The sequence below is a fragment of the Mesorhizobium sp. BAC0120 genome, assembly GCF_033542235.1.
GTDB lineage: Bacteria > Pseudomonadota > Alphaproteobacteria > Rhizobiales > Rhizobiaceae > JAWRCU01.
This window is the reverse complement of sequence record NZ_JAWRCU010000029.1, coordinates 39,222-50,340: the sequence shown is the minus strand read 5'-3', so window position 1 is coordinate 50,340 and position 11,119 is coordinate 39,222. Positions and strand designations below refer to the sequence as shown.

The following is an 11,119-nucleotide window of genomic DNA, read 5'->3' as shown; positions in this document are numbered from 1 at the left end:
TCGACGGTTGTGGCCGAAGGGGCGTCGGGCGACTTCGCCAAGCCTCGAACCGGATGGCCATCCGGTTCGAGGCTCAGTCGCTTCCATCGCACAGAAACCTTTCCGCGCAGATACAAGGGGCAGCGCCGACGTCAAAGATCGATCATCGGCGGTATCAACCGCTATCAGCGTTGCCGTAATCAATGACTTCAATTCATTCTCTCCAATGCGGCCTCGGAACGAGCCGACGTTGGCTTGGCGGGTTCCGTGCCGATGCGGCGCCAGGTGAAGTCGGCTGCCTGCTCGCCCGCGGCTCCGGCAGCCTCAACCTGCGCCGCCGCGATCAGCGCGGCCATGCGGGCATGGATCGGCGACTTCACGCAAGCCGGATCGGTCGCGGCGGCGTCGCCGGCAATCGCCATCGCCTGGCATCGGCAGCCGCCCCAGTCGGTCTCGCGCCGCTCGCAGCTGCGGCATGGCTCCTGCATCCAGTCGGTGCCGCGGAAGGCGTTGAAGGCGGGCGAGCCCGCCCAGATCTCGGCGAGCGACCGCTCACCGAAGCGATCGAAATTGAGATGGGTAATCGTCTGCGCGGCATGGCAGGGCAGCACCGTGCCGTCCGGCGTCACCATGAAGGCGTCGCGCGCCCAGCCGCCCATGCAGGGTTTCGGAAAGGTGGCAAAATAGTCGGGCGGCACGAAGTCGATGTTCATGATGCCGGTGAGCCGGTCGCGCGCTGCTTCCACGATCTCCATCTGGCGTTCCACCGCCGCCCGGTCGGGCATCAGCGTCTCGCGGTTGACCAGCGCCCAGCCGGCATATTGCACATTGGCGATCTCGAGCCGCTCGGCGCCGAGCGACAGCGCAAGCTCGATGAACTCTGGCACTTCCTCGATATTGTGCCTGTGGATCGGCGCGTTGATGGTGAGCGGTAGGCCGGCCGCACGGGCGCGGCGGGCCGTCTCCAGCTTCTTTGCATGGCTGCCGCGATGATTGCCGATGCGCTCGGTGGTCTCAGGGCGCGCGCCCTGGAAGCTGAGCTGCAGATGGTCGAGCCCGGCTTCGGCGAAGGCCTCCATCCGGCCCTCGGCAATGAGCACGCCGGCGGTGATCAGGTTCGTGTAGACGCCGCGTGCCGACAGCCCGGCGATCAGCTGCTCCAGGTCACGGCGTAAGGTCGGCTCGCCGCCGGAGAGGTGGACCTGCAAGACGCCGAGATCGGCGGCCTGGTTGAACAGCTCGAGCCAGGTCTCGGTCGGGAGCTCGCGATTGGCTTTCATGAGCTCGACCGGATTGGAGCAATACGGGCATTGCAGCGGGCAGCGATGGGTCAGCTCCGCCAGCATGCCGATCGGGGGAATGAACGGCTCGCTCATAGCTTCACCAGCAGCTTGTCCGACCATTCCTGCAGGAAGGCCGTCACGTCGGCCGCGACCTCGGCCTCCTCGGCAGCATATTCCGCAGCAAGGTCGGCGATGATCTGACCGACGTTGGCCCGCCCATCGCAGCGGCGCAATATGTCGAGGCTGATCTCGTTCGGCCAGAACACCTTTTCCGGCGACAGCACGGCAAAGGCCTGCCGCACCGGATCGAACTGGATGCGCACGTGCCTGGGCAGCGACGGAACCGACCGGGGCGAAACGATGGCGCGTTCGCCGAGCGCCGTCATCGCCGTTCCTCCGGCCGGAAGGCGCCGGGCGGGATGTTGCCTTCGCCATAGGCATGCTGGAGCGCATCGAGCATGGCCCACAGAATATCGCATTTGAGCACCAGCGCGTCGATCACCGCCTGCTGGCGTTCGGGCGTGTCGGCATGGGTCAGCACATAGGTGAGCGCGAAATCGGAATCGCGCGAGGCCTGTTCCGGGCGCTTGTTGAAATAGGCCAGCGTGTCTTCGGTGACGTAGTCGTATTTGGCGAGCATGGCCGGCACGCGCTCGCCAATGATGACGGGCGAGAAGAGCTCGGTCAGCGACGATGCCACCGCTTCGAGCAGCGTTCGGCTGCCGCAGAAGGAGAGATAGGCGCCGACGGCAAAGCGCGTGGCCGGCAGCGCCAGCCTTTCGCTTTTGACGGCTTCGGCATCGAGCCCGAGCGAGGTCGCCAGATGCAGCCAGCGGGCGATGCCGCCGCTCCAGCCGTCCTCGCCATCATGATCCTCGATGCGCTTGCGCCATTCGGCGCGAAAGGCCGGGTCCTCGGCACGCGCCAGGATTGTGGCGTCCTTGCGGGGAATGACGGCCTGGTAGCAGTAGCGGTTGAGGGCCCAGGCCTGCATCTCGCCCTTCGACAGCGAGCCGGACATCATGCGGTGATGGAAGGGATGGCGGTTGTGATAGCGCTCGGCGCCGACCTGCCGAAGCACGGCTTCCAGCTGACCGGTTGAGAGCCCGCCCTTCGCCGCATTGTGGAAGTCGCTCACAATTCGATCTCCATGCCGTCGCGAGCGACCTCCCAGCCCGCTGCCCTTACGGCCGCGTGCTCGGCTGAGTTCTCGTCGAGAACGGGGTTGGTGTTGTTGATGTGGACAAAGATCCGGCGCGCAATCGAGACACCGGCCAGCCGTGCGATCGATCCCGCTTCACCGGACATCGCAAGATGCCCCATGCGGGCGCCGGTCTTGGTGCCGACCCCCGCGGCAATCATCTCGTCGTCGGTATAGACGGTTCCATCGAACAGCAGGCAGGCCGCGCCTTCGAGCCGCTCGCGCAGGCGATCGTCGATCTCTGCGCAGCCAGGAATGTAGAAGGCCGAGCGGCTGCCCTTGTCGGCAGCCATGCGCACGCCGATAGTGTCGCCCGTGTCGGACCGGAAATCGGCCTCCGGGCGGGCGCGATCCTCGAGAAAGAGCGCCACCTTTCCCGGCACGGCGAAGCGCTCAATCCTTATGCCTGTCTCTTGCCCGTCCGCCGCTCGGATCTCCATCTCCCCTTGCGCCGGGAGCTCCCGCCGCGGCACGACGGCCGGGTCGAGCACGTTGAAGATGGAGTTCGCCTCGAGCACTTTCAGGACCTGCGCTGCGGCGTAAATGGCGAAGGGCTGACGCTCGCGCAGGCTGAGCAGGCCGGCGATATGGTCGACATCGGCGTTGGTGAGCACGACCGCGCGGATCGGCGTCGAGCGCAACGGCGCGTCGGTGGCGGGCTGCAGTTCAGGGGTCTCGGCGATCTGCTGGCGAATGTCGGGCGAGGCATTGAAGAGCACCCAGTTGCGCCCATCGGCGGACGCAGCCAGACTGGACTGAGTTCGCGGGGCGATGCCTGCCGCCCCCATGCGGGCTACACGGCTCAGCCGATAATTGCAATTCCATTGCGGGAAGCCGCCGCCCGCGGCAGACCCCACCACCTTCAGGCGCAATGTGATCATCGCCTCGCGGGGTTCCTGATGCCCGGCAAAATCTGCTGCCCTGCAAACGTCACCGCTGAGATCGGGCGCGTCAAGGCTCGTCATGCCTGAATAGGCGAGGGTGCGTGTCCCCTCGCGGGACACGCACCCCGCGGCCTACTTCTTGGGAGTCATTTCAGCAGGCAAATACCGTGAAATCTCAAGGCCTGCGGCGACCTGACACATGGTCGGTTTGGTCCAGCTCTTCTTCATTCATTCCTCCTACTCACAGCGGCCCAACGGACCGATCTGTCGCTCATGAGCCATTGCGAGGCACCGTTGCGCAATGGCGCGTCCATCACTTTGAAATGGACAAACGAAAGAGCTCGTCCTGAAAACTAGCAATGCAAGAAAACTGTTCCAAATGGCTCACTGCGTGATCGGCCTGTCCTGCTCGTCGATCAAAGGCACGTTGTAGTCGAGCAGGATCTTGTTGATCTCCTTCTGGTTGTTTCTGATGAACTGGTTGAGCGTGCGCTTCCACTCCTGGTCTGAGGGACGCACGCCCATCGTGATCCGGTAGGCCATGCGCGACCCGCCTTTCTCTTTCACCAGCGGAACCGTCACGAGGTCTGCGCCCGACTTCTTGATGTAATAGCCCGCCATCGGGCCCCAGACGATCGCCGCATCAGTCTCGCCTTTGACCAGGTCGTTGATCATCACTTCACCCATGGAAGGGCTCGAGCGGGTGTCGATCATGAGCGGGTAGATCTTGGCCGTGCGCATCAGCGTCGCTCGCGCCATATTGGTGCATGGCGGCGTCGACTGCACGACGCCGATCCTCTTGCCGACGAGCCGCGGGTCCTCGATCGTCTCGACCCCGTCGAGCCCCCGGCCCTTCGGATAGACCAGCACATAGGCCGACCGGTAATAGGCGTTGGTGTTCTGCACCAGCTCGTCGCCTTGGGCATAGCCCATGATGATATCGCAGCGATTTGCTCGCAGCGTGTTGCGCACGAAGCCTGTGACCATCGGGAACCAGGTATAGGCGACCGACTTGCGTCCGGTCTTGTTTGCGACCAGCTCGGCCAGCTTGTTCTCGAAGCCTTGGCCACTCTCATCGCTGGATGGCATGCTGGACGGGTCGGCGCAGACGCGCAGCACGTCCGGGTCGACCAATTCTCCCGCCGCACCGAGCCCCGCTCCCTGCGCGCCGGCATTCGATGGCAGCAAGGCGAGCACGCCCATCGCCAAGAGGGCGATACGCAGTCGCGATGTGCCGTTGCGAGACATCGGATCAATCACCCATGCAGGAGCTTTCGGCGTCCTTGGCGGCCTGCGGCTTCTCTTCTTTCTTGGCCGGCCGGCCGCGCGGCAGGTCGCCGACGGCGCGCGCGCGCAGATAAATGTAGAGGTCGTCCATGTAGCAGTAGACGTTCTTGTTGTCGCCGAAAGCTGGCATGACGTTTTCCTTGCCCGCGCCCGTGTTCTTGCGCCCTCCGGCGACGGTCGACACGAACGTCGCGTAATCCATGTTCTTCAGCGAGGCCGCGAGCGCAGGGGCGTAGCTCGACCCCATGCCGTCCGGTCCGTGGCAAACATGGCAGTCGGAATGGTAGCGCCGGTATCCGCTGAATGTATACCAGTCCACCGTCCCGTCCGGCTGGATCTTGAAAGTGGGGTTCGCGTCGGCATCGAAATACTTGCCGTTGTCATCCTTGACGGCTGCCGCCTTTTCCTTGGTGTCTTCCGCCTGGGCGGAGACTGAGCCGGTTAGAATCAGAAGAACCACGGCAAGACCCGAAGCCAGTTTGTCGACAGTCATTCAAACTTTCCTTGATTTCGCCACGAACACAACCTTGCTGTCGCGATGCGGCGGTAACAGTTGCTTGTGATTTCGTGACGAAATCGAGAGCCCGACCGGTCTTCCCGGACAATCCGGGCTCTCGTTTGTCATGCCTTACGTCTGCGAGACGTCGGCCTGCTTATGGCTCCTGCGGAGGTCAATCCGGGAGGCCAAAGACGGTGAGCTGACCGCCCAGCGTCGTGTAGTCGGCAAGTGCTGCATAGCCACCGACCGCGCCCAAACCGGCGGTGCCGACCTGTGTGGCCTGGTCGCCTTGCTTGCGGCCCTGATCGACGGCGCCGTGCCATGCTGCGGCAAGGTCAGGCGACAGCAGACCGCCGGCGAGGCCGATACCAGCCCAGCCGCCGACGCCCGAGAGCACGGCGACGTACTGCTTGCCGTTGTGCTCGAAGGTATTGATGTTGCCGATGATGCCGGACGGGGTCTTGAACTTGTAGAGTTCTTTGCCGTCCTTATCGACCGCCTTGATGTAGCCTTCCAGCGTTCCGTAGAAGACCACGTCGCCGTCGGTCGACAATGCGCCTGACCAGACCGAGAACTGCTCTGGCTTCGACCAGACGATCTTGCCGTTGGCGGCATCCCAGGCAATGAAGTTGCCCATATTGGTGCCGCCGGGTGCCGGATACATCGCAACCGTCGCGCCGACATAGGCCTGGCCGGCAGTGTAGCTTACCTTGTACGGCTCATAATCCATGCAGACATGGTTGGTCGGCACGTAGAACAGCCCGGTCTTCGGGGAATAGGTTGCCGGCTGCTGGTCCTTCGTGCCCAACGCCGCTGGGCACACGCCCGTGGTGTTGGTGTCTTCGCCATTATGCTGCGTGGAATATTTCGCCACGACCTGCGGGCGGCCGTACTGGTCGCTCTTCGGATCCATATTGACTTCGGTCGCCCAGTTCACTGCCGGATCGTACTTCGCGGCGACGAGCAGCTCGCCCGTGACGCGATCCATCGTATAGGCGAAGCCATTGCGATCGAAGTGGACCAGAACGTCATGCGGCTTGCCTTTGACGTTCATGCCATCGACGAGGACCATCTCGTTGACGCCGTCGTAGTCCCACTCGTCATGCGGGGTCATCTGGTAGACCCATTTGGCCATGCCGGTATCGGCATCCCGTGCAAAAATGGTCATCGACCATTTGTTGTCGCCTGGGCGCTGCACAGGATTCCAGGTCGAGGGATTGCCGGTTCCGTAATAGATCAGGTTCAGCTTCGGATCGAAGGAGTACCAGCCCCAGGTGGTACCGCCGCCTTGCTTCCACTGCTCGCCTTCCCAGCTGGTGACGCCGGAGTCCTTCCCGACCGGCTTGCCGAGCTGGGTGGTCTTCTCGGGATCCATCAGCGTTTCGGAGTCGGGGCCGGTGGAATATGCGCGCCAGGCAACTTTACCGTCCTTGAGGTTGTATGCCGTCACGTGTCCGCGCACGCCGAACTCACCGCCGGATATGCCGACCAGAACCTTGTCCTTGAACACCATCGGGGCGTTTGTTCCGCTCTCGCCCTTGCCGCCGGCCGTGTTATCGCCGTTCTTGGCCTGCCAGACGACCTTGCCCGTCTTGGCATCGAGCGCTGTGATCGTGGTATCCGCCTGGTTCAGGATGATCTTGCCGTCGCCATAGGCGACGCCGCGATTGACGGTGTCGCAGCACATGATCGGAATGACGTTGGGATCCTGCTTGGGCTCATATTTCCATAGGATCTTGCCGTCGTTGTTGAGATCGAGCGCGTAGACCGCATTCGGGAATGGCGCGTGAATGTACATCACGTCGCCGATCACCAACGGGCCACCCTCGTGGCCTCGCAGCACGCCGGTCGAGAACGTCCACTTGACCTGCAGGTTTTTGACGTTGTCCTTGTTGATCTGGTTCAATTTCGAATAGCGGGTGTTGGCATAGTCACCCGTCGGCATCGCCCAGTTCTTGGCGTCCGATGAGAGCTTTATGAGCTCGTCGTTCGCCCATGCGCCATATGCCGAGGCGCATGTCACCAGCACAGCGGCAAGTGGAACACAGATGCTTTTACTGAATCCACGCATTGAGATCCTCCCGAGGTTCACAATCAGGAATCGATTGTTGAGCCCCACAAGGGCTTGCCCAAGCGATTCATGTGGTGGGAAGTATTTCCGGCAGCGTGTCACGACCTAAGCCAGATGAGCAGAGGGCACCATTACTGCCCACCTCACTTGGCCTACGAAAGACTGTCGCCGCTCCCTATGACGGTGACGCCCTTTGAAGCCGGAAACGCCGAAAGGCTATGTCATTGGAATGCGGTAAGCAAGAAAAAACCCGTGCGGATTTGTTGCATTGCAGCAGAGTTACTGGTGCGACGCAGTATGCAGAAATATATACAAGGAATTCTGCCTGATTGGCTATTTCGCCGTAACGAAAGTCGCTTGAGGATATATATGCGGCTGTTTTTCGAGCGAATTATTCAACAAGAAATTATAAAAGTAGTTGGCTATACAATACGAGCCAGAGCGGGTGAAGTAAGCAGGGCCGTCAGGGCCGTCCGATAGTGCAGGGAAACATGGAATAGAGGCCGTGCCGGAGCTGCCAAGCCGTTCCGAAATGCCGCCTGAAAACGCCCTTGAGAGCATCTGAAACTTCCTCCTTTGGTCTATATCCCCGGTTGACCAAGATGGCTGTAAGTCACCAATTACACCCAACGACGCTGATCCCGTTCCACGCCGATTGGAGGACACGCCGTGATCAGATCAAAAGGCCTTTTTGCCCTGCCGTACTGCCTCGTCGCCGTGCTGCCTTTCTCTGCCCCCGCCGAGGCTGCGGGAGACTATCCTACCAACGCCGTCGTAGACTATGTGCTCGGCTGCATGAGGTCGAACGGGCAGACACGGGACATGCTCGATCGTTGCTCATGCTCGATAGACGTGATTGCCTCGATCGTTCCCTACGAGCACTACGAAACCGCTGAGACCTTCAGGCGCATGGCGCAGATGAACGGCGAGGCCAGCGGGCTGTTCCGACAGAGTCTGCCGGCGAAGGCCGCCGGCGCTGAGCTGAGGCGCGCGCAGGCCGAGGCGGATATACGCTGCTTCTAGAGCCTTCTCTCTTAGGACGCCGCCCCAGCATCGGCGGGGCCTCAGTGCACATCCGGAAATCGCTGGCGGAACGACCGCAGCAGGTCATCCATCACTTGCGGGCTGCGGTATTGGCGCGGCAGGCGCACATCGAACACGCCCAGAGCATGAGCCGGTCGCGCCGACAGCACCACGATGCGATCGGACAGCATCAGCGCCTCGCGCAAATTATGGGTCACCATGAGGGCCGTCGTCGGCCGGGCGGACCAGACGTCCATGAGCAGATGGCGCAGCCGCTCGGCGGTGCGCTCATCTAGCGAGACAAAAGGTTCGTCGAGGAAGAGGACCGCCGGCTCGGTCGCGAACGCTCTCGCCAGCGCCGCCCTGCGTGCGAGGCCGAGTGACAGCTCCGCAGGGAACAGCGAACGCATGCCCGAAAGGCCGAGGCTGTCGAACAGCCAGTCGAGATCGGCAGCCCTGCGGTCCTTGGGCAGCGCGAGCCTGACATTCTGCTCGACGGTCCGCCAGGGCAGCAGGATCGGCTCCTGGAACACGGCAGCTACGCGGTTTTGAGCACCCTGCGGCAGTTGAAACGAACCGGTGAACTCCTTGTCGAGCCCCAGCAGGATGCGAAGCGTCGTGCTTTTGCCGCAACCCGAGGGGCCGAGCAGGCAGGCGAACTCGCCTTGCCGCACCTCGAACGAAAGATCGCGCAGGGCAGTGATGGAGACGCCTTCCGCCGACATGAAGGTCTTATCGGCGATGTCGACCCTAAGCGGGACGGCGGCGCCAACGGGTTGCATGTCGTTCAAAGGGCTGCACCAGAAGGAGTTCGATCAGAAGCATGATCGCCACGAAGGCGAGCGTGTAGGCGAGGATGCCGGCGACATCGAAGAGCTGAAAGAAGGTATAGATCTGAAAGCCGACCCCGTTCGAACGGCCAAGCAGCTCGACGACAAGAACGATCTTCCAGATGAGAGCGATGCCGGACCGCGAGGCTGCGGCAAAATAGGGCTGTAGCTGAGGCAGAAGCACGTGGCGCAGGCGGTCGAGCGCGCCGAAGCGATAGACGGCCGCCATCTCAGCATAACGCGGGTCGAGCGCTCTGGCGCCCTCGCGCATTGTCACGACGACATTCGGGATCTTGTTCACGGCCACCGCCCCGATTGCTGCCGCCTCGTTGAGCCCGAACCAGATGTAGGCGAGCACGATGATTACCAGGGCGGGGATGTTCAGGAACAGGATCACCCAGGGATTGAAGAACTGGTCGGCGCGGCGATGGCTGCCGAGCAGGATGCCGAAGGCGGAGCCGATGACCATCGCCACGAGATAGGCCGCGGCAACCCGGCCGAGCGTAGCCCCGAGGTGGAAAGGAAGCTCGCCGCTTGCCGTTTCGTTGAGGGCCACCTGCCAGACCTGGCCCGGGGAAGGAAAGGCGCGGCTCGGCCAGAGATTGGCGGCGACAGCCCAGAGCAGGCAGAGCCCGAGCAGAGAAATCGCGACAGTGGCGGCCGGCGCCATCGCCGCCAGCAGGTTGGCGCGGCCCGACGACGGCAGCAACGCGTCGCGCGCGCCACGATCGGTTTGCTCAGCCGTCATCTCCCAAGCCCTGTCCAATATGTTCCGGGCGCCATGTCCGTTCCACTGCCGACCAGCTTCTCGCCGCCGATCGAAGCAAGCACGCGATAGAGCTTGGCTGCGTCGGCTTCCTCCTCTGCGACGGGCCTCCTGGGGATGCCTTCGCGATAGCGGTCGCGCAGCTTCTCGAGCTCCTTGCCCTCGGCGCGGACGATCGGGGCGAGACGCAGCCATTCCTCGTCCGACTTGGCAAGCAAGTCCTTGGCTTGAGCGGAGGCCTTGACGAGGCCGGCCACGCCGCTCGGGTCTTCGACAGCCCACTTCTCATGGAAGACATAGCCCAGCGCCGACACCGGTCCCGAGGCGCCGAGCGCGTTCGCGGCGTCGTTTGCCCCGACCAGGCGTCGGAACCCGTTCGCCTCCAGCCTGGCGCAGAAGTGCCAGAAGTTGAGCACGGCATCGAGCTCTCCTTGCATCGCCTTTTCGGACAGCAGTGGCGGCGCGCCGAAGACGATGTCGTTCGCTGTCGGGAGGTCGATGCCATGATCGCGCTTTGCCAGCGCCTGGATCAGCAGCCAGCTCTTGTCCAGCGGACCGCCCGCGACGCCGATCTTCTTGCCCGCCAGCTCCGCTATTCCATCGATCGGAGAATCCGCCTTGACCATGATAGCGCCGACCGCGGTCGAGTAGGGTGCAAGCGTGAGGTCGCTTCCTTGCGAGCGCATCCGAGAGACCCACAGCCAGTCGGTCACGATCACATCGACGTTGCCGGCGAGCAGGGCCACATTGGTCGCGTCCTCGCCGGCGAAGCTGGCGACATCGAGCTCGATTCCGTTCGAGCTATCGAACTGATGCTGTTTGAGCGTGTCGAGCTCCCAGCTCACAGTGCCGAATTTGAGGACGCCGATGCGGACTTTGGCCGCAGCGACGGCGTTCGCGCCATCCGGCGCGGCTGCGACAAGCGCCGCGAGCATCGGCAGCCGAATGAAATTTCGTCTCGAAAGCGTCATGACGTTCTCCTGAGACCGCCGGCGCTCATAACGTACGTTCCTTGTCCGGAAAAGCGCATTTCCAGCGCACTACCCTGAGCTTCGGATGACCCTCGGACCATCTCGCTATCTCGCTCGGTGCAAGCACGATGCACTGGACTAGCGAACCGCGGCTCTCGAACTGGAGATGCTCGTCCCGGCATTCACCGGGCTTGGCCACAAGGCAAACCGTCAGAATGAGATCGACGATATTCATCCGGGCACCTGCCTCGCCTCGCCGGCCGGTACCTCCCGTCTCGCGCATGCCGCGCAGTGACGGACCGGTCGTTGTTAGAGACTTCCCATG

Annotated in this window: 12 protein-coding genes; 2 read left to right on the top strand and 10 right to left on the bottom strand. The window is 62.8% G+C overall.

Going from position 1 to position 11,119, the window contains the following annotated elements:
- Window positions 1–188: 188 nt before the first annotated feature.
- From pqqE to SAZ10_RS32245, 7 genes are all read right to left on the bottom strand, one after another.
- Window positions 189–1,355: a pyrroloquinoline quinone biosynthesis protein PqqE gene (pqqE, locus tag SAZ10_RS32275; protein WP_318613625.1), complete on the bottom strand. Its 1,167-nt coding sequence runs from the start codon at window positions 1,353–1,355 to the stop codon at window positions 189–191.
- A complete protein-coding gene (gene pqqD, locus SAZ10_RS32270) occupies window positions 1,352–1,648 on the bottom strand; it encodes a pyrroloquinoline quinone biosynthesis peptide chaperone PqqD (RefSeq protein WP_318613624.1) in 297 nt (98 codons plus the stop codon). Before pqqD ends, pqqE begins: the two co-directional genes overlap by 4 nt.
- Window positions 1,645–2,400, bottom strand: coding sequence for a pyrroloquinoline-quinone synthase PqqC (gene pqqC / locus SAZ10_RS32265; RefSeq protein ID WP_318613623.1), 756 nt, complete (start codon window positions 2,398–2,400; stop codon window positions 1,645–1,647). Before pqqC ends, pqqD begins: the two co-directional genes overlap by 4 nt.
- Complete coding sequence (gene pqqB, locus SAZ10_RS32260) at window positions 2,397–3,335, bottom strand: pyrroloquinoline quinone biosynthesis protein PqqB (RefSeq protein WP_318613634.1); 939 nt, start codon at window positions 3,333–3,335, stop codon at window positions 2,397–2,399. Before pqqB ends, pqqC begins: the two co-directional genes overlap by 4 nt.
- Before the next feature lie 396 nt (window positions 3,336–3,731).
- Window positions 3,732–4,595, bottom strand: coding sequence for a substrate-binding domain-containing protein (locus SAZ10_RS32255; RefSeq protein WP_318613622.1), 864 nt, complete (start codon window positions 4,593–4,595; stop codon window positions 3,732–3,734).
- A 4-nt stretch (window positions 4,596–4,599) separates the two neighbouring features.
- The gene (locus SAZ10_RS32250) at window positions 4,600–5,127 is read right to left on the bottom strand and encodes a c-type cytochrome, methanol metabolism-related (protein ID WP_318613621.1); all 528 of its coding nucleotides are present in this window, start codon (window positions 5,125–5,127) and stop codon (window positions 4,600–4,602) included.
- A 178-nt stretch (window positions 5,128–5,305) separates the two neighbouring features.
- Window positions 5,306–7,204: a methanol/ethanol family PQQ-dependent dehydrogenase gene (locus tag SAZ10_RS32245; RefSeq protein ID WP_318613620.1), complete on the bottom strand. Its 1,899-nt coding sequence runs from the start codon at window positions 7,202–7,204 to the stop codon at window positions 5,306–5,308.
- Window positions 7,205–7,873: 669 nt separating this feature from the next.
- On the opposite strand from SAZ10_RS32245, the gene SAZ10_RS32240 reads away from it, so the two are divergent.
- Window positions 7,874–8,227 carry a hypothetical protein gene (locus tag SAZ10_RS32240; RefSeq protein WP_318613619.1) on the top strand — a complete coding sequence of 118 codons (354 nt, stop codon included), beginning with the start codon at window positions 7,874–7,876 and terminating at the stop codon, window positions 8,225–8,227.
- A 41-nt stretch (window positions 8,228–8,268) separates the two neighbouring features.
- On the opposite strand, the gene SAZ10_RS32235 is transcribed toward SAZ10_RS32240, so the two are convergent.
- From SAZ10_RS32235 to SAZ10_RS32225, 3 genes are all read right to left on the bottom strand, one after another.
- Window positions 8,269–9,009, bottom strand: coding sequence for an ABC transporter ATP-binding protein (locus SAZ10_RS32235; protein WP_318613632.1), 741 nt, complete (start codon window positions 9,007–9,009; stop codon window positions 8,269–8,271).
- A complete protein-coding gene (locus tag SAZ10_RS32230) occupies window positions 8,978–9,727 on the bottom strand; it encodes an ABC transporter permease (protein WP_318613630.1) in 750 nt (249 codons plus the stop codon). Before SAZ10_RS32230 ends, SAZ10_RS32235 begins: the two co-directional genes overlap by 32 nt.
- A gap of 74 nt (window positions 9,728–9,801) precedes the next feature.
- Window positions 9,802–10,794, bottom strand: coding sequence for an ABC transporter substrate-binding protein (locus SAZ10_RS32225; RefSeq protein WP_318613618.1), 993 nt, complete (start codon window positions 10,792–10,794; stop codon window positions 9,802–9,804).
- A gap of 166 nt (window positions 10,795–10,960) precedes the next feature.
- Here SAZ10_RS32225 and SAZ10_RS32220 point away from each other — a divergent pair, with 166 nt between their 5' ends.
- Complete coding sequence (locus SAZ10_RS32220) at window positions 10,961–11,089, top strand: hypothetical protein (RefSeq protein WP_318613617.1); 129 nt, start codon at window positions 10,961–10,963, stop codon at window positions 11,087–11,089.
- Window positions 11,090–11,119 lie beyond the last annotated feature (30 nt).

Coding starts and splice junctions, on each gene's coding strand:
- pqqE (WP_318613625.1), bottom strand. CDS start 1,355: ATGAGCGAGCCGTTCATTCCCCCGATCGGCATGCTGGCGGAGCTGACC.
- pqqD (WP_318613624.1), bottom strand. CDS start 1,648: ATGACGGCGCTCGGCGAACGCGCCATCGTTTCGCCCCGGTCGGTTCCG.
- SAZ10_RS32255 (WP_318613622.1), bottom strand. CDS start 4,595: ATGTCTCGCAACGGCACATCGCGACTGCGTATCGCCCTCTTGGCGATG.
- SAZ10_RS32250 (WP_318613621.1), bottom strand. CDS start 5,127: ATGACTGTCGACAAACTGGCTTCGGGTCTTGCCGTGGTTCTTCTGATT.
- SAZ10_RS32245 (WP_318613620.1), bottom strand. CDS start 7,204: ATGCGTGGATTCAGTAAAAGCATCTGTGTTCCACTTGCCGCTGTGCTG.
- SAZ10_RS32235 (WP_318613632.1), bottom strand. CDS start 9,009: ATGCAACCCGTTGGCGCCGCCGTCCCGCTTAGGGTCGACATCGCCGAT.
- SAZ10_RS32230 (WP_318613630.1), bottom strand. CDS start 9,727: ATGGCGCCGGCCGCCACTGTCGCGATTTCTCTGCTCGGGCTCTGCCTG.
- SAZ10_RS32225 (WP_318613618.1), bottom strand. CDS start 10,794: ATGACGCTTTCGAGACGAAATTTCATTCGGCTGCCGATGCTCGCGGCG.
- SAZ10_RS32220 (WP_318613617.1), top strand. CDS start 10,961: ATGCTCGTCCCGGCATTCACCGGGCTTGGCCACAAGGCAAACCGTCAG.